The following is a 17,133-nucleotide window of genomic DNA, read 5'->3' as shown; positions in this document are numbered from 1 at the left end:
AGCGGTCGGATTTTGGAAAAAATTTGCCGTTACCGACCGCTTGCGATCAATTTCTGCTTTAGATGTATTGCCATCTAGACGGCTATAATACGTTTTTTATCCGATAATGACAAACGATTTTTCAAATAGGTAAACTAGCACACGCAGATTATGTTCGTCTCCCTTTCTTTTTAGGGTAAAATTGCGAGTTTGTATTTTTTCAAAGGTTTTCAAATGTCTAAGGGCAAAATCGGTTTATTTTCGCTCACTGCATTGGTGCTAAGCTCAATGATTGGCTCCGGTATTTTCAGCCTGCCTCAAAATATGGCGGAGGTTGCCGGTGCGCAAGCATTGATTATCGGCTGGCTTATCACCGGTGTCGGCATCATTTTTTTGGGCTTATCGTTCTTTTTTCTTTCCCGCCTTAAACCCGAGCTGGAGGGCGGTGTGTACCCCTATGCCCGTGAGGGATTTGGGGATTTAGCCGGCGGGCTGACCGCTTGGGGCTATTGGCTCTGCACCGCTATCGGTAGTGTCGGTTATTTGGTGGTTGCCTTTGAGGGCATCGGCACTTTTGTCGATACTGAAACAAACGTGATCTTCGGGCAGGGCAATACGCCGTGGGCAATCTTCGGCGCATCGGTTATCGTCTGGCTGGTGCATATTTTAATTACCCAAGGGATTCGGGAAGCGGCGGCGGTCAATTTAATCGCAACGATTGTGAAAACGCTGCCCCTGTTTCTGTTCATCGGTTTAGCCGTTTGGTATTTCTCGCCCGATCAATTTTCGCAGGATTTTGCGGGAGAAAGTTTAAACCGTCCGGTGTTGGATCAAATTAAAAGCACAATGCTGATTACCTTGTGGGTATTTGTCGGGGTTGAGGGGGCATCTATTTTATCCGCCCACGCCAAAAAGAAAACGGATGTCGGTTTGGCTACCTTACTCGGTATCTTGATCACCCTTGTGCTTTATGTAATGATTACCGTGTTGTCGCTAGGTATTTTACCCCGTGAAGTCATCGCTCAACTGCCCAATCCCTCTATGGCGGCAATTTTAGAGCAGTTAATCGGTACAAGCGGTAAGATCATCATTACTTTTTGCTTGATTGTGTCGGTGTTGGCCTCTTATATGAGCTGGACAATGTTTTCTTCCGAAATTCCTTACCAAGCGGCAAAAACAGCGGTCTTCCCGGCAATCCTTGCCCGTAAAAATCAGCGTAATGCCCGTATTGGCGGCTTGTGGATGACCAACCTTGCCATTCAGTTCAGCCTGTTATTAGTTCTGTTTACCGGCAAAGGCTATACGGTGCTGATCCAAATTTCCACCGCAATGGTTTTAGTCCCCTACGTTTTAGTCGGGGCATATTTGCTTAAAATTGCCTTACAGCAAGGTGCAGCGTGGTATATCCAATTTACCGGCTTAATAGCAAGCCTTTACGGGCTGTGGATCGTCTATGCCGCCGGCTTGGATTATTTATTACTCTCATTCTTGCTTTACTTACCGGGGATTGCGGTGTTTATGTATGCCCGCTATCAGCATCAAGGTAAATTGTATTTCCACCTCAGCGAAAAAATCTGGCTTGTTGCGATTTCCCTGCTCTTTATTTGGGCAAGTTATTACAGTTTAACCACATTTGAATGGGGCTAACCAGAGTGAAACAGAACATTCTCGCCGTGCTACAACGGCTTGCGCAGGCTTATCACGCTGTAGAGCAGTATTTTACAAGCGGGTCGTTCGGGGTGAAATTTTACCCGTTCTTAATGCACCCGTGCGTACGCCGTAGCCACGCTCTTCTTATTCGCCTGATCGCCGTTATTTCGGCATTTATCGGGCTTTACTACTTTTTCGCAGAGCTTGTTGCGGTGCTGTTCAGCCAAGGGACGAAAGTCTATCTTAACCATTCAACCCTTGAGTTATTATTGCCGATTGGTACACTGGTTGATACACAAACTAGCCAACTCTCGCCACTCTCGTATATGATGCGGGTAGCTTTTATGCTGCAAGGCATTTTCTTCGTTTGGATTTATCTACTCGGCATCTCCCAAATTACCGCCCCAAAATACCGCTTAATCGGCACGGTGTCAGCACTCTGCTTTAGTCTCGGCGCAACACTGATCGCCTCCAGTCAAGGCGGCAAATATGTAGAAGGCGGCTTACATAATCTCGGCGCAAGCATCACCTTTATATTCGGGCATCTTACCCTCTTGGCAACCGGCTTGGGCATTGTCAGCAGGTCTTTTTATAGGTTAAAGCGTTACGCAATCCTTGCTTCGATCTGCGGTATGAGTGCGATTTTAGCCACCATTTTTATCCCGACCGCCTATTTTGCGCTTCTTGAACGGTTCGGCATTTATACAATTTTAATTTGGGAAATCGCCGTCAGCTTTGCAATTTTAAAACAGGTGAAATAATGAAGACACTTTCCTTTATCGAACGTTATCGCCAGTTAATTGAGCTTCCGACAATCAGCAGCTTGGAAGCCCAGCAGGATCAATCTAACCAAGCTCTAATTGAACGGCTCGCCGACTGGCTGGCGGATTTCGGCTTTCATACCGACATCATCGCCGTTGAAAATAGCCGTAATAAGTATAATTTACTGGCAACCTATGGCACAGGCGAGGGCGGTCTATTATTAGCCGGACACTCTGATACCGTCCCGTTTGATGAAGGACGCTGGCAGTTCGATCCCTTTACACTCACCGAACAAAACGGACGTTTTTACGGCTTAGGCACTGCGGATATGAAAGGCTTTTTCGCCTTTGTGGTGGAAGCTGTCAGCCGGTTAGATCTGAGTAAACTGCAAAAACCATTACGTATTCTTGCAACCGCAGACGAAGAAACCACAATGCTCGGCGCAAGAACATTTGCTCAGCACAGCCATATTCGACCGGATTGTGCGATTATTGGCGAACCGACCTCGCTCAAACCGATTCGGGCACATAAAGGGCATATGGGCGAGGCAATTCGCATTATCGGGCAATCAGGGCATTCCAGCGATCCGGCTCAAGGAATCAACGCGATTGAAGTGATGCACAGTGTAACCGATCGCTTGCTATCGTTGCGGGATCAGCTTAAAACCCGTTATCATAATCCGCTGTTTCAAGTGCCTTACCCAACAATGAATTTAGGTAATATTCACGGCGGCGATGCGATTAACCGGATTTGTGCCTGCTGTGAATTGCAGCTTGATATACGCCCATTACCCAATTTAGCACTACAAGATTTGGAAGATTTATTACGGGAGCAACTTGCACCGTTAATTGAGCAATGGGGCGATCGGATTCAAATTCGCTCACTGCATAGCGGTATTCCCGGCTATGAGTGCGAACATTCCGCTCAAGTGGTGCAAGTGGTGGAAAAATTGTTAGGCGAGCCGTGCCAAGCGGTCAATTACTGTACCGAAGCCCCGTTTATTCAGCAGCTCTGCCCAACGCTTGTGCTTGGGCCGGGTTCGATTGAACAAGCTCACCAGCCCGATGAATATTTGGATAGCCGATTTATCACCCCGACGATCGATCTGCTCACCAAACTTATTCACCATTTTTGTTTCAACACGCGGTAGGATGACAGCGATTTTTTGCAATACGACTGATCAGACGTAGCTTGATAAATACTAACGTCTTACAATGATTATCTCTCATTACGGCACAACCATTGCGCCCCTTTCGTGAAAGAAGTCAATGTCTGCAATGGCTAGATCATTTTGAATTTTGCCTAAAATACTGCTCAACCGACCGCTTGCCATAGGAGGAGAGAATGTTTTTAGATGCGTTGTGGTTTAGCCTTGGCGTTACCCTACCGACCATTTTGATGCTGATTTTAGGTATTGTGTTATACCGCCGCCAAATGATTGACGACCATTTTTGCCACACGGCATCAAAATTTGTCTTCAACATTACCCTCCCCTGTTTATTGTTTATCAACATCGTCAAACAGCCCGCCGATTACGGCAGCCAATTATGGCTTGTCAGTGCAGGGGTAGTCGGCACAATGGCGGTTTACCTTGGTGGTGAATGGCTGGCAGCACGCTACATTGCCAAGCGGGAACATCGAGGCATTTTCGTGCAAGGTATTTTTCGGGGAAACAGCGGTATTTTAGGACTGGCATTGTGCGTCAATGCTTACGGCACGGCTGCTACTGCGCCGGCTTCCGTGTATGTTGCTTGTTTGACCCTGTTATTCAATGTCCTCGCCGTAATTACCCTGACATACTCGCTAGGTGATGGGAAGTTAAATGGCGGTAAAATGCTTGCCTCATTAGCCAAAAATCCGTTAATTCTTGCCATTCTATGCGGGCTGATTGTCAGCAAATTTGAGATTACGATCCCCGTTCCGCTTATCCGCACAGGCGATTATCTTGCCCATATCACCCTGCCCCTCGCGCTCATTTGTACCGGTGCGAGCTTGGATTTCAGCCAACTCAAGCAAATTAAAACGCAGCCTAGTGCGGACACATTAAACCAAATTGTGATCTATTCCAGCCTTGGACGACTCTTTCTCACCCCGATCGTGATGATTTTATTGGGTAAATATCTGTTCCAATTAGAGCCGATGGCGCTGGGAATTTTATTCCTGATGTCCTCCACACCGGTTGCCGTGGCAAGTTATGCAATGGTGCGTAGCTTTGGCGGCAACGCAACTGCCGCCGCTAACTTAATTGCGATCACCACCGTCGGCGCAATGTTTACCTCCAGCCTCGGCTTATTAATCCTACGCCAGCTACACTGGATCTAAATTTCGGGCAAAAAAAAGCCTCCGAAACGGAGGCAATTCTTTTGATCTAATCCTAGGAGGTATGAATCACTGTTTTATAAAAGGAGACAAATAAAACAAGATCAAAAGAAAAAACTAAAGGAGGAAATTGTTGGCTCCTCTTGCTGGACTTGAACCAGCGACATACGGATTAACAGTCCGCCGTTCTACCGACTGAACTAAAGAGGAACTTTACAGGTAGGAATAGTAAGCTAAATCGGTTTAGTGGTCAAACCATTAAACCAAACTTTGCATTTCTTAACAAATGTGAATTTTACTCACTTTTTTGATGACAAACCATACAATCCGGCTGTTTTTGTAAATTTAACGTGCGAACGGCAAAATTAAGCCCGTCAATCATTAACAATTTGCCCGAAAGGGACTGCCCGATACCCAATAATAACTTCATTGCCTCAAGCGCTTGCAAACTGCCGACAATGCCGACAATCGGTGAAATCACCCCCGCTTCAACGCAGGTGAGGTGATTTTCACCAAATAATTGGCTTAAACAATGATAACAGGGGCTGTGCGGGCGGTAATCAAACACGCTGATCTGCCCTTCAAACCGAATCGCCGAGCCGGATACCAACGGCACTTTCGCCTGAAAGCAGCTTTGATTGAGCGTCTTACGGATAGCGACATTATCGGTACAATCCAACACCACATCATAATGCGGAATTAGCGCCGCCCACTCCTCTGCCGATAATTGATGATTGAGTGTATCGATCTGAATATGGGGGTTAATTTCCGTCAAACGCTGCCGCGCCGACAGCACTTTAAATTGCTCAATATCCTGATCGCGATGTAAGATTTGCCGTTGTAAATTTGACAGCGAAACCCGATCAAAATCCACCAACATCAGTTGCCCGACACCGCCGGCGGCAAGATATTGACCGGCAGCACAGCCTAGCCCGCCTAGCCCGACAATCAACGCCCGACTGTCTTTGAGCTTTTCTTGCCCGTCAAAATCCACGCTTTTCAGCATAATTTGACGGTTGTAACGTAACATTTCGTGATCAGTCAGTTGCATATTAACTCAATAACGCATTAAAAGGTTGAATCATCACCTGCTCGCCCGCCGCCACATTACCTTGTTCTTGGGCTAACACAATAAAGCAGTTACTTTGGTGAAAGGCACTAAAGATATGCGAACCTTGCACACCGACAGGCGTTACCTCCAGTTGTCCGCTTTGGTTAAGGCGGTAGAATCCCCGTTGGAAATCCTGCCGTCCGACCACTTTTTTGAGTGCCACCGTTGTGCAAGCAGTTAGATAAGGGGAAAAATCTGCAACTTTTTTTGCATTAACACCGGCTAAGGTGAGCAATGCCGGCTGCACCAGCTGGTAAAAGGTAACAAGTGCCGAAACAGGATTACCCGGCAAACCGAAAAAGTGCGCCTTGCCGATCTGCCCAAAGGCAAAAGGCTTACCCGGTTTCATTGCGATTTTCCAAAAGCCGATATTGCCCAATTTTTCCAACACGGTTTTGGTAAAATCTGCTTCCCCCACCGATACGCCACCGCTAGTAATGATCACATCAGCGGTCTGTGCCGCTTCCGTAAACGTTCGCTCAAATAAGTGCGGGTCGTCCGGCAAAATACCGTAATCCATTATATTCAAGTGCAACTTTTCCAGCATTAACCGCAAGGCAAAACGGTTACTGTCATAAATTTGTCCCGCTTTTAACGGCTGACCGACCGGCACAAGTTCATCGCCCGTAGATAAAATAGCGACCTTTAACGGTTTGAATACCTTGATCTCTGCTATCCCAAGTGATGCCAGCAACGGCAAGCTGGTAACATTCAGCTTGCTACCCTGCTCCAGCACTAATTCTCCTTGTTGAATATCCTCGCCGATTCGGCGGATATTTGCCCCGACCGAAACATTGCTGTTAAAACTGACCGTACCGTCTGCATTTAATACGGCTTCTTCTTGCATAATCACGGCATCGGCATTGGTCGGGATTTTCGCTCCCGTCATAATCCGCACGCACTGCCCCGCTTGCATATCCCCCTCAAAAGCATTGCCGGCAAAGGCTTTGCCCACAATATCAAATTGAGAAAAACGGGTTAAATCGTCAAATCGCACGGCATAGCCGTCCATTGCGGAATTATCAAAAGCCGGTACGTTAATCGGCGAATAAATCGGCTCGGCGCAGATCCGATTTACCGCGTGTGCTAAACTCACTAATTCAGTTTCAGTTGAAGGGGTGAGGCAAGCCGATATTTTTTCAAGGGCTTGCGTAAGAGTCAGTAATGCCATTTTCTATTCCTACAAAATAAAAATCCTCCGTATAAGAGGATTTCAAAAAATTATCGCCATCAGCCCGCTTGCGTAATGAAATCCCGCAGCCCGATTAAGATATTATTGATCGCCACCGCACATAAAATCAGCCCCATTACCCGGCTGATAATAGCCGCCCCTGCGTTACCGATTAAATGCTGAATTCGGTTTGCCGCTAAGAGCAACAGGTAGGTAATCAATAATACCGAGAGCATAATGACTGTGGTAACAACCTGATCGGTAAAGCTATAACGGTGGTTATCCGTCAATAAGACAACCGCCATCATCGCCCCCGGCGATGCAATAGACGGCACGGCGAGCGGGTAAACGGCAAGTTCACTGATGTTACTTTTCATTTTTATTTCTTGATCCTGCTTACTTTCCCCAAAAATCATCGAAAGGGCAAATAACAGTAGCACTAAACCGCCTGCAATTTGGAAAGCCGATAACGGAATTTGCATTGCGTCAAGTAACCATTGTCCCAGCACTAAGAAAAAGAGTAAAATCCCTGCGGAGATTAAAATCGCATTGCGTGCAATCTTACGGCGGTCTTCAATCGACAATCTTACCGTTTTGGCGAGATAAACAGGAATTGAACCGATAGGATCAATGACCGCCCAAAGTACCACAAATTGTACAACTAATGAATCAAACATTAACTTTCCTTATTTCAATAAAACAATGGCAGTTATTGTGCAACAAATTTGAGTTTCAACAAATAGTTAATTTAGATTTCAATGATTTTTTTTACAGATTTAACCCTCAAACGCGGGCAAAATACATTACTTGAGCGGGCAAACGCCACAATTCACACCGGACAAAAAGTCGGCTTGGTCGGCAAAAACGGCTGCGGTAAATCCTCTCTGTTTGCTCTACTGAAACAAGAATTAAGTGCCGAAGGCGGTGAGGCAAAATACCCGCAAAACTGGGCGATTGCGTGGGTAAACCAAGAGACACCGGCACTAGATACGGCTGCGATCGATTATGTGATTGAAGGCGATCGGGAATATACGCAGCTAATGGCGCAATTAGACAAAGCCAATACCGACAATAACGGTCATCTGATTGCGACATTACACACCAAACTCGACACCATTGATGCGTGGACGATTCAATCTCGAGCGGCAACACTGCTCAACGGCTTAGGCTTTCAGCCCGAACAATTACAGCTGCCGGTTAAATCCTTTTCGGGCGGCTGGCGAATGCGTCTTAACCTTGCGCAAGCCTTACTCTGTCGCTCCGATTTACTGCTGTTGGACGAGCCGACCAACCACCTCGATCTCGATGCGGTCATCTGGTTGGAACGCTGGCTCAGCCAATACCGTGGCACGCTATTGCTGATCTCCCACGACCGTGATTTTCTCGACCCGATCATCGATCGGGTACTGCATATTGAGCAACAAAAACTGCACGATTACACCGGTAATTATACTGACTTTGAAATCCAGCGGGCAACCAAACTCTCACAACAAAATGCCGCTTACCAATTACAACAACAAAAAATTGCGCATTTACAGAAATTTATCGACCGTTTCAAAGCAAAAGCCACCAAAGCCAAGCAAGCCCAAAGCCGGGTGAAAGCACTAGAAAAAATGGAACTGATTGCCCCGGCTTATGCGGACAGCCCGTTTTCCTTTGCATTCCGCCCGCCACTCTCTCTGCCAAGCCCGTTGCTCTCAATGGAAAAAGTCAGCGCCGGCTATGGCGAAAAAACCGTCTTACAATCGGTGAAACTCAATCTTGTCCCCGGCTCTCGCATCGGACTGCTTGGACGCAACGGTGCAGGAAAATCCACCCTAATCAAACTGCTGGCAGGGGAAATTTCTGCGCAAAGCGGTCATATTCAACTGGCAAAAGGCGTGCAGCTCGGCTATTTCGCCCAACATCAACTTGATACCTTGCGACCGGACGAAAGCCCGCTATGGCATCTCGCCCGTCTTGCCCCGGAGCAAACCGAGCAGGCACTGCGTAACTATCTCGGCGGGTTTGCCTTTAGCGGAGATAAAGTCAAACAGGCGGTGCAGAGTTTTTCCGGCGGTGAAAAAGCCCGCTTGGTACTTGCCCTGATCGTTTGGCAACGCCCGAATTTACTGCTCTTGGACGAACCGACCAACCATTTGGATTTGGATATGCGTCAAGCCTTGACCGAAGCCCTCACCCACTACGAAGGATCATTAGTGATCGTCTCCCACGATCGCCACCTGCTACGCAGCACCGTGAACGAATTTTATTTAGTCCACAACGAACAAGTAGACGAATTTCACGGCGATTTAGAGGATTACCAAAAATGGCTGAATGAGTTGAATGCTCAAACCGTTGCAAAAAAAGCCACCGAACCGACCGCTTGCCAAGCCAACAGTGCCGCCAACCGCAAAGAGCAAAAACGGTTGGAAGCCGAACGCCGTCAGCAAACTGCCCCACTACGCAAACGCTTGGCACAGCTTGAAAACAATTTAGAAAAACTGACTGCTTGTTTGGCTGCTCTCGAGCAAACACTCGCCGATCAAACCCTTTATGAACCACAAAATAAAGCCCGCTTAACCGATACGCTTGCCAAACAGATCGACACCAAGAAAGCCCTTGAAGATACCGAATCCGAATGGCTGGCGTTACAAGAACAGTTAGAGAATTGGGCAGGATAAACCAAAGGAGCACCTATGCGCCTAGTTAATTGCTATCGCTATACCATTCCCGTAGAAACCGGGGTCATCTTGCGCCAACGCCGTCTAAAACAGCGGGGGGGCTTATTGGTGGAATTACACGAAAACGGGCAAGTCGGTTGGGGGGAAATCGCTCCGTTGCCTGAATTTAGTAGCGAGGATTTACCCCAAGCCGAACAGCAATTAAAGCAATGGCGGACAAATTGGCTCAACGGGCAGGACGATGATCTCGACCGTCAGTATGTGCCATCCGTTGCTTTCGGGATCAGTTGTGCTTTGGCAGAATTACGGGGAGAGCTGGGGAGTGAAGGTCGTTATGATACCGCCCCGCTTTGCTACGGCGATCCCGATGAACTGTATGCCAAATTGCAACGAATGAGTGGAGAAAAAGTGGCGAAAATGAAAGTCGGGCTTTACGAAGCCAATCGAGACGGGCTGATTGCCGATATGTTTTTAACGGCAATCCCCGACCTCAAACTGCGTCTTGATGCCAATCGGGCGTGGACACTGGAGAAAGCGGCGCAATTTGCAGCCAAAATTGCCGAATCCAACAAAAAACGTATTCAATTTATTGAAGAACCCTGCCGTACCCCAGCAATGTCAATGCAATTTGCCGCTCAACACAACATTGCGATTGCGTGGGACGAAACCACACGAGAGCCGAACCTATTTGCAAAAAAAAGCGATCATCTGACCGCTTTCATCATTAAACCGACCCTCATCGGTTCGTTACAAAAATGTATTCGCTTGATTGAATACGCCCATCGACAAGGACTGACGGCGGTAATCAGCTCCAGTATTGAATCAAGCCTTGCCCTCACGCAACTGGCGCGCTTTGCCGCCCAATATACCCCCGATACGATACCGGGCTTGGACACTCTGAATTTAATGCAAACCCAGCTACTTCGCCCTTGGCAAAATTCGCCCTTGCCTCTTGCTGATCTGAATAGCCCTTTTATTACACCGCTTGTGCTGTAAACGCAAAAGGCTAGTCTTGCGACTAGCCTTGTTGTAACTGACTGAATTAGTGTGCAAATTTTTGCTCTAATTCCGATTGCAGTTTTTGTAACTCAACGCCACCTTGCATTAAAGCTTCTGTTTTCGCTTGGAAAGCTTTTTTGGCTTCCTCTGTTTGATTTGACTTCATTTTTTCTTTAAATGCGATAATTGACTCGTTTTTAAACTCCAATGCATCTAAACTTTTTAGTACGTCATCTACTTTTGCGGTGAAAGCTTTATAACCGGCTTCGATTTGCGCTTTATCGCCGCTTGAAAATTTTTGTTGAAGTTCATTATTCGCTGCAGCAATTTCTTTCTCTAAGCTCGCATTCCAGTCAAGCAATTTTTTATACTCTTCCGCACCTTGTGTATCAACTGTTTTTGCAGCTTGTTCCGCTACCGCAGTTTCTGCTTTTGGCGCTTCCGTTGCCGGCTGTGTTGCTGGCGTAGCTTCCGCTTTTGGTGCTTCTGCTGCTTTATTTGCCGGCTTATCACACGCAGTTAAAAAAAGTGCGAATAATGCTGCCGCACTGATTTTTGTCAATTTTTTCATCACATTTTCCTCAAAGGTTTCACATAAAAGATAAACAACCCGATACACAGGCTGCAACGTTGTACTGCTAATAGACAGGGTGCTTGGCAGTTTAGTTCCAATCGCTCAGCAAATTGCTGTGCAATAGCACAAAAAAGCAACGCAGCTAAACCCCTATTGCCTGTTCGATTAACAATTTTTTCGCAAGAGCATTTTGGTTGGTTAAACTTAACCCCACGCCTCTCACCAATTTTTTGAGCGGGTGATCGCCGCTAAAAAGCTGTTTCAGCCCTTCCATTGCCACCAGTAATTTTACCGCTTCTACCTTTCGTTCACGTTCAAATTGGCGTAAATGGCGGTATTCGCCGATATCTTTACCCGCCTGCCAATGTCGTTGAATCTCTTGTGCCAGCTTTTGTGCGTCGGCAAAGCCGAGATTAACCCCAAGCCCTGCCAGAGGGTGAATGGTATGTGCCGCATCGCCAATGAGAGCAATGTGTGGTTGGGCGAAATCCCGTGCATAGCGGGCAACAAGCGGGTAGATTGCCCGCTCGCTTTGCAATTCACATAAGCCGAGCTGATGGTCAAAGGCGATCACAAGCTGTTTTTGGAAAGTTTGTTCATCACATTCCAGCAGTTGTTGAGCTTGCAGTGGCGGTAACGACCACACAATCGAGCAAAGCCGTTCGTCATTGAGCGGTAAAAATGCCAAAATGCTGTCAGGAGCAAAAATCTGACGGGCGGTCTGTTGATGGCTTTCCGACGTTTTGACATTACACACTAACGCCGTATGCTGATAATCTCGGCTAATCAACGGAATATCGGCTTGGCGGCGTACCCAAGAGTGAGCGCCGTCCGCCCCGACAACTAATTTTGCCGTCAGCATTTCGCCATTGGAGAGGGTAAGAAAAGCACCGTTTTCACTGATCCCCAATGTTTGCAGCTCGGCAAACACCATTTCAACATTCGCTTGCCGGCTCACTTGTTGCCACAGGGCAAAACGGATGTGTTGGTTTTCGATAATAAAGCCAAGCTGTTCTAGCCCTAATTGTTTGATTGCGGTATCTTGATGATCAAACTCTATGCGGGCAAAGCTGTCTTTTTCCCGTACTTGCATTTTGCCGTAAGCCGAACGTCTCTCCGTAGGAATTTGTTGCCACGCGCCAATCTGTTCCAACATAAGTTGGCTGGCACGGTTAATCGCACTAACCCGATAACCGAGCGTATCTGACGGTGGCGGTGGCGGTGGCGGGGATTGTTCAACAATTTTAATCCGACAATCACAATCGGCAAGCAATGCTGCCAAGGCAAGCCCGACCATTCCACCACCGATAATGACAATATCTGCTGTTTTCATCGGCTACCCCTTTTGTTGCATCTCAAGGCTACGATGGCGTACCTGCACACTTTTACCCAGTCCGGTGAAATAATCGGCAAGTTGCTGTGCAATATAGACCGAACGATGTTTCCCGCCCGTGCAGCCAATTGCAATCGTTAGGTAGCTGCGATTATTTTGTTCCAATGCCGGTAACCAAGCGGTGAGATAATCTTCCGTTTTTGCAATAAAATCTGCCACTTCCGGCTGGCTCACCAAAAAGTCGATAACCGGCTGTTCAAGACCGGTCATCGGGCGTAAATTCACGTCCCAATGAGGATTGGGCAGAAAACGCACATCAAAGACATAATCGGCATTTGCCGGCACGCCGTACTTAAAGCCAAAAGATTCCACAATAATTTTTAGCGTTGTTTGTGCCGTGCCTTTGAGCAATTCACGCAGTGTTTCGGCTAATTGATGGGAAGATAACCTTGTCGTATCAATAATATAATTGGCTTGTTGGTAAAGGGGATCAAGGCGGCGTTTTTCCAAATCAATCGCACTTTCAAGGGACAGATCTTGGTTTGAAAGCGGGTGTAAGCGGCGGGAATCACTATAACGACGAATGAGAGCATTACGTTCGCAATCAAGGAAAATCAATTTCGTGGTGATATTGGTCGGCAAGGTTTTGAGCATTTCCTCCAACGCATTGGGATCTTCCGGCAAATTGCGAATATCCAAGCTCACAACGGCGGAGCGATTAGCATTGGCAAGGTAGCTCGCCAGTTGGGAAATCAGTGGGAGCGGAATGTTATCGACACAATAGTAGCCAACATCTTCCAATGCCCGTAATGCTACCGATTTACCGGACCCCGAACGCCCGCTGATGATAATTAGCTCCATAATCGCTCCTAAGGTTGTTCACCGTCAAATGTCTGATCCGCATACACCAATACCTGCCAAATATCTTGGGCGGATTGTGCCGCCCGCAAATGTTTTAGCAGGGCTTTATCGCTTAATTGTCGGGCAATCGTTTGCAATTCGCCCCGATACTGTTCACAACATTGATCCGGAAATAATACCGCATAAATAAAATCGACCGCTTTATTATCGCTCGCGTCGTAATCAATCGGCGTTTCAAGCTGCAAACAGACGGCGATAGGTTTCTCTAACGTTACGCAACTGTTCGGCGGCAATTTGGCGTGCGGGAGAGCAACACCGTTATTGATTGCCGTTGAGCCAAGTTTTTCCCGTTTAAACAAATTCGCAAAACATTCCACCGGGCAAACCGGTTCGGAATGTTGCTGTTCGCTTGTTTGGTCGGCAGCTTGGCAGTTTATATAATCCGCCACCAGTTTGCCTACCATTTCCAACGCCCGTTTTTTGCTGGAGATAAACACGCCTTGGCGAATATTATCGGGCGATAAAAAAGTTGTTAATGCCATTCTAGATTGAGTTGCAAGCGGGTCGTTATTAGCCATTGTTTGCAAAAATAGTCGCCGATCCGCCCGCTTGTCTTACAGTTTAAATTGATCACCCAGATAAACCCGTTTCACGTCCGGATTCTCCAACACCGCTTGCGGCGTACCGCTCGCAATCATCTGCCCGCTGCCGACTATGTACGCCCGTTCACACACATCAAGGGTTTCACGCACATTGTGATCGGTAATCAGCACACCCAATCCCCGTTCTTTCAAATTGACGATGATCTTTTTAATATCAATGACGGAGATCGGATCGACTCCGGCAAAAGGTTCATCAAGCAAAATAAATTGCGGATTGGCCGCTAACGCCCGAGCAATTTCAACCCGGCGGCGTTCTCCGCCTGATAAGGACTGCCCGAGGCTGTGGCGGATATGATCAATATGAAATTCGTTAATCAATTCATCGGCTCTGGCTTTGCGTTGCTGATCGGTGAGATCTTTACGCACTTGTAACACCGCCATTAAATTGTCATACACACTTAAACGGCGGAAAATCGAAGCTTCTTGGGGCAAATAGCCGATCCCCTGTTTTGCCCGATCGTGCATCGGTAAGGTGCTGATATCCTGATCATCAATCCGAATTTTGCCCTGATCGTGGCGAACCAAACCGACTACCATATAGAAAGTGGTTGTTTTACCTGCCCCGTTCGGTCCAAGCAAGCCGACAATTTCGCCGGCTTTCACATTCAAGCTCACATCCTTGACGACTTGGCGGTTTTTATAGCTTTTCGCCAAATGTTCTGCATAAAGTGTTGGCATTTGATCCTACTTTTTCTGTGTCTTTTTGCTGTCTTGTAATTGTGCCGGAATTAACACGGTTTTCACCCGTGATTTGCCGCCACTGCTCGCTTTCAGTTGTTGTTTTTTCACATCGTAGGTAATTTTTTGCGCTTTAATAAAGCTATCTTGCTGTTTAAGCTCTGCGTTGCCGGTCAAAATCAAAAATTCCGTTCCTAAATCATAATGGACGCTATTGCCCTTACCATTGACCGGTTTACCGTTATCCAACGTTTGTTGGAACGTTACCGGCGAGCCGTTTGCATCAATGGTCTCTTTTTTGCCTTCCTGACGGGTAATAGTTACCTTGGCGGCATTGATTTTAATTGAACCTTGCGTAATCACCACATTATCGCTAAAGACCACGATATTGTTTTCCATATCCAAAGATTGACTACCGGAATCAATATTGATCGGTTGGTCGGTATCGCCTTTTAACGCATAAGCAGACAAACTGCTCGCAAATAATGCACTAAATAGCACTGATTTCATTATAAATTTCATCTTTAATCCTTATTTTTATCGCTCATCGGCGTTTTTTGAATTACGGTCGGCTCAATATAGGTTTTCACATCGTACAACAGGGTAGCGACCTGTTTTTTCAGATTGCCTGTCAAACCCCGTCCGGTTGTGGTAAACCCGCTGCCCTGTGATTTGACTACACTTTCGCTGGAAATATCTTGCGTATTTAAATCGACCGACAACTTATCCGTTTCGATTTTTTGCAAACGGGACTGCGGATCAAGGCTTTCAATCTTCACATTTCCCTGCAAATTGAGCTGCTTGGTCTTGGTTAATTCGGCATAATCGGCACTGACTTTCCACTGTTTTAATGCCGTTTCCCGATCAAATAAATCTAAAAAAGGTTTAAAAAACTCGGTACGTTCGGTAACCTCATAGCGTTTAATTTCCTGTGCTTTGGCAAAATATTGCGGCTTACCGGCTATATCATAGACCATTGTCGTCATTTGGTTGCCGGTATAATCCGCTTCGCCCTCTTTTTTTATCAGATTTTCCAAGCCGGTTTGCGCCGTCTGCTGCTGGCTGTAATACCAACCGCCCAGAATGGCAACAATAACGAGTAAAAGAAGATTTAAACGTAAATTCATAGCGTTTTATTAACATTGAATGAACGTTGAATCATACCATAAATTTTCATTGAATAAAAAAATATGCCCTAACATCGTTAGGGCATTTTGTACGGAAGATTATTTCGCCGCTTTTAGCTCTTGATAATATTTTTCGTATAATTCAATCGCTTCGCCGACATCATCTTGCCAGTGGCTTTTTTGCAAGACTTCGGCAGTCGGATAGATTGCCGGATCTTCGGTAATTTCTTTCGGTAAAACTTCCAACGCTTTCACATTTGAAGTCGGATAACCGATTTCTAAGGTTAATTTTTCCGCTACCGGTGCACTTAGTAAGTAGTTGATTAACTTATGAGCGGCATCCGGATTTTTGGCATTGGACGGAATTGCAAGATTATCCACCCAAAGTACCGGCCCTTCTTTCGGGAACACCATATCGACCGATGCTTGCTCTTTTTTCGCAATGCGGATCGAACCGTTCCATAACTGACCGACTTCCACTTCACCTGCAATGAAAGAATTTGCCGGATTGTCCGAGCTGAACGATAGCACATTCGGGCGCAGTTTGAGTAACTCTTCGTAAGCCGCTTTAATCACCGCCGGATCTTGCGTATTCGGATCTTGTCCTAATTTTAACAGGGCAATATTGAAGACTTCGCGGGCATCATCTAATAATTGGACTTTACCCTTGTACTCTTCTTTCCATAAATCGCCCCAAGACGTGAAACTACTACCTTGATAGCTTCCGGTGTTATAAGCAATACCCGGTGCACCTAATAACTGCGGTAAAGAGTATTTATTGCCTTTATCATAAGGTTTGTCCAACCAATCCGGATTAAGCTCTTTGATCACCGGTAATTTACTGTGATCCAACTCCATTAACATCCCTTCACGCGCCATTTTTGACACAAAATAGTTAGTCGGCGCAATCACATCGTAGCCGCCGTCTTTGCCTTGAATTTTGAGTTTTGCATACATTGTCTCGTTTGATTCAAGGGTCGATACAACAACTTTGATACCCGTCTCTTTGGTAAATTGCTCAAGCAAACCTTCCGGCACATACTCCGTCCAAGTGTAAAGGTGTACGCTCTCTTGCGACATTGCATTGGCACTGAACATTACCATTCCCGATGTTAAAGCCACAGCCCATTTTTTCATTTAAGTTTCTCCTAGTGATGAAAACAAGCGGTTGGATTACTCCAAAGTTTGACAACCTTTCCCCAAGAAAGGTGCTCGCCATTCTAAGTTACCCCCGTCATTTTGCA

The 17,133-nt window shown here is 46.5% G+C and carries 17 protein-coding genes and 1 tRNA gene; 6 read left to right on the top strand and 12 right to left on the bottom strand.

Annotation, left to right across the window (positions count from 1 at the left end; translation table 11 throughout):
* Positions 1–213: 213 nt before the first annotated feature.
* The 4 genes from E4T80_RS02160 (at position 214) to E4T80_RS02145 (ending at position 4,713) form a co-directional block, all read left to right on the top strand.
* Positions 214–1,626 (top strand): basic amino acid/polyamine antiporter, encoded by a 1,413-nt coding sequence (locus tag E4T80_RS02160; protein ID WP_135054526.1) that lies wholly within the window; start codon positions 214–216, stop codon positions 1,624–1,626.
* Positions 1,627–1,631: 5 nt separating this feature from the next.
* Entirely contained in the window at positions 1,632–2,390 is a 759-nt protein-coding gene (locus tag E4T80_RS02155; RefSeq protein WP_135054524.1) for a DUF998 domain-containing protein, read from the top strand.
* Positions 2,390–3,541: an acetylornithine deacetylase gene (gene argE / locus E4T80_RS02150; RefSeq protein WP_135054522.1), complete on the top strand. Its 1,152-nt coding sequence runs from the start codon at positions 2,390–2,392 to the stop codon at positions 3,539–3,541. Before E4T80_RS02155 ends, argE begins: the two co-directional genes overlap by 1 nt.
* A 194-nt stretch (positions 3,542–3,735) precedes the next feature.
* Positions 3,736–4,713, top strand: a complete 978-nt coding sequence (locus E4T80_RS02145) for an AEC family transporter (protein WP_135054520.1) — start codon at positions 3,736–3,738, stop codon at positions 4,711–4,713.
* Positions 4,714–4,844: 131 nt separating this feature from the next.
* Here E4T80_RS02145 and E4T80_RS02140 read toward each other — a convergent pair.
* The 4 genes from E4T80_RS02140 to E4T80_RS02125 form a co-directional block, all read right to left on the bottom strand.
* Positions 4,845–4,920: transfer RNA gene (locus E4T80_RS02140), tRNA-Asn, on the bottom strand.
* A gap of 85 nt (positions 4,921–5,005) precedes the next feature.
* Positions 5,006–5,761, bottom strand: coding sequence for a molybdopterin-synthase adenylyltransferase MoeB (gene moeB / locus E4T80_RS02135; RefSeq protein ID WP_135054518.1), 756 nt, complete (start codon positions 5,759–5,761; stop codon positions 5,006–5,008).
* Position 5,762: 1 nt separating this feature from the next.
* Entirely contained in the window at positions 5,763–6,992 is a 1,230-nt protein-coding gene (gene moeA, locus E4T80_RS02130; protein ID WP_135054516.1) for a molybdopterin molybdotransferase MoeA, read from the bottom strand.
* Between the two features lie 59 nt (positions 6,993–7,051).
* Complete coding sequence (locus E4T80_RS02125) at positions 7,052–7,669, bottom strand: MarC family protein (protein WP_135054514.1); 618 nt, start codon at positions 7,667–7,669, stop codon at positions 7,052–7,054.
* A gap of 81 nt (positions 7,670–7,750) precedes the next feature.
* On the opposite strand from E4T80_RS02125, the gene E4T80_RS02120 reads away from it, so the two are divergent.
* On the top strand, positions 7,751–9,655 hold the full coding sequence (locus tag E4T80_RS02120; RefSeq protein ID WP_135054512.1) for an ABC transporter ATP-binding protein: 1,905 nt from the start codon (positions 7,751–7,753) through the stop codon (positions 9,653–9,655).
* Between the two features lie 15 nt (positions 9,656–9,670).
* Positions 9,671–10,651, top strand: a complete 981-nt coding sequence (gene menC, locus E4T80_RS02115) for an o-succinylbenzoate synthase (protein ID WP_135054510.1) — start codon at positions 9,671–9,673, stop codon at positions 10,649–10,651.
* A 46-nt stretch (positions 10,652–10,697) separates the two neighbouring features.
* On the opposite strand, the gene E4T80_RS02110 is transcribed toward menC, so the two are convergent.
* From E4T80_RS02110 to E4T80_RS02075, 8 genes are all read right to left on the bottom strand, one after another.
* Entirely contained in the window at positions 10,698–11,225 is a 528-nt protein-coding gene (locus tag E4T80_RS02110) for a lipoprotein HlpB (protein WP_135054508.1), read from the bottom strand.
* A gap of 145 nt (positions 11,226–11,370) precedes the next feature.
* Entirely contained in the window at positions 11,371–12,561 is a 1,191-nt protein-coding gene (locus tag E4T80_RS02105; RefSeq protein WP_135054506.1) for an FAD-dependent monooxygenase, read from the bottom strand.
* Positions 12,562–12,564: 3 nt separating this feature from the next.
* Positions 12,565–13,422: an RNase adapter RapZ gene (gene rapZ, locus E4T80_RS02100; RefSeq protein WP_135054504.1), complete on the bottom strand. Its 858-nt coding sequence runs from the start codon at positions 13,420–13,422 to the stop codon at positions 12,565–12,567.
* Between the two features lie 8 nt (positions 13,423–13,430).
* On the bottom strand, positions 13,431–13,964 hold the full coding sequence (locus tag E4T80_RS02095; protein ID WP_047976716.1) for a PTS sugar transporter subunit IIA: 534 nt from the start codon (positions 13,962–13,964) through the stop codon (positions 13,431–13,433).
* A 72-nt stretch (positions 13,965–14,036) separates the two neighbouring features.
* On the bottom strand, positions 14,037–14,762 hold the full coding sequence (lptB, locus tag E4T80_RS02090; protein WP_135054502.1) for an LPS export ABC transporter ATP-binding protein: 726 nt from the start codon (positions 14,760–14,762) through the stop codon (positions 14,037–14,039).
* A 6-nt stretch (positions 14,763–14,768) separates the two neighbouring features.
* Positions 14,769–15,284 (bottom strand): lipopolysaccharide transport periplasmic protein LptA, encoded by a 516-nt coding sequence (gene lptA, locus E4T80_RS02085; RefSeq protein ID WP_135054500.1) that lies wholly within the window; start codon positions 15,282–15,284, stop codon positions 14,769–14,771.
* 2 nt (positions 15,285–15,286) lie between these two features.
* Positions 15,287–15,889, bottom strand: coding sequence for an LPS export ABC transporter periplasmic protein LptC (gene lptC, locus E4T80_RS02080; protein WP_135054498.1), 603 nt, complete (start codon positions 15,887–15,889; stop codon positions 15,287–15,289).
* Positions 15,890–15,988: 99 nt separating this feature from the next.
* Positions 15,989–16,993, bottom strand: a complete 1,005-nt coding sequence (locus tag E4T80_RS02075; protein ID WP_407662323.1) for an extracellular solute-binding protein — start codon at positions 16,991–16,993, stop codon at positions 15,989–15,991.
* Positions 16,994–17,133: the final 140 nt, after the last annotated feature.

The sequence above is a fragment of the Muribacter muris genome (assembly GCF_004569585.1).
GTDB lineage: Bacteria > Pseudomonadota > Gammaproteobacteria > Enterobacterales > Pasteurellaceae > Muribacter > Muribacter muris.
The sequence above is the reverse complement of the archived record's forward strand: the minus strand, read 5'-3'. Positions and strand labels throughout refer to the sequence as shown.

Excerpts from the sequence above, each read along its gene's own strand:
- E4T80_RS02105 (WP_135054506.1), bottom strand. The coding sequence starts at position 12,561 with ATGAAAACAGCAGATATTGTCATTATCGGTGGTGGAATGGTCGGGCTT.
- E4T80_RS02125 (WP_135054514.1), bottom strand. The coding sequence starts at position 7,669 with ATGTTTGATTCATTAGTTGTACAATTTGTGGTACTTTGGGCGGTCATT.
- lptC (WP_135054498.1), bottom strand. The coding sequence starts at position 15,889 with ATGAATTTACGTTTAAATCTTCTTTTACTCGTTATTGTTGCCATTCTG.
- menC (WP_135054510.1), top strand. The coding sequence starts at position 9,671 with ATGCGCCTAGTTAATTGCTATCGCTATACCATTCCCGTAGAAACCGGG.
- moeA (WP_135054516.1), bottom strand. The coding sequence starts at position 6,992 with ATGGCATTACTGACTCTTACGCAAGCCCTTGAAAAAATATCGGCTTGC.
- argE (WP_135054522.1), top strand. The coding sequence starts at position 2,390 with ATGAAGACACTTTCCTTTATCGAACGTTATCGCCAGTTAATTGAGCTT.
- rapZ (WP_135054504.1), bottom strand. The coding sequence starts at position 13,422 with ATGGAGCTAATTATCATCAGCGGGCGTTCGGGGTCCGGTAAATCGGTA.
- E4T80_RS02160 (WP_135054526.1), top strand. The coding sequence starts at position 214 with ATGTCTAAGGGCAAAATCGGTTTATTTTCGCTCACTGCATTGGTGCTA.
- E4T80_RS02120 (WP_135054512.1), top strand. The coding sequence starts at position 7,751 with ATGATTTTTTTTACAGATTTAACCCTCAAACGCGGGCAAAATACATTA.
- E4T80_RS02075 (WP_407662323.1), bottom strand. The coding sequence starts at position 16,993 with ATGGTAATGTTCAGTGCCAATGCAATGTCGCAAGAGAGCGTACACCTT.
- E4T80_RS02145 (WP_135054520.1), top strand. The coding sequence starts at position 3,736 with ATGTTTTTAGATGCGTTGTGGTTTAGCCTTGGCGTTACCCTACCGACC.
- lptA (WP_135054500.1), bottom strand. The coding sequence starts at position 15,284 with ATGAAATTTATAATGAAATCAGTGCTATTTAGTGCATTATTTGCGAGC.
- E4T80_RS02110 (WP_135054508.1), bottom strand. The coding sequence starts at position 11,225 with ATGAAAAAATTGACAAAAATCAGTGCGGCAGCATTATTCGCACTTTTT.
- lptB (WP_135054502.1), bottom strand. The coding sequence starts at position 14,762 with ATGCCAACACTTTATGCAGAACATTTGGCGAAAAGCTATAAAAACCGC.
- moeB (WP_135054518.1), bottom strand. The coding sequence starts at position 5,761 with ATGCAACTGACTGATCACGAAATGTTACGTTACAACCGTCAAATTATG.
- E4T80_RS02095 (WP_047976716.1), bottom strand. The coding sequence starts at position 13,964 with ATGGCATTAACAACTTTTTTATCGCCCGATAATATTCGCCAAGGCGTG.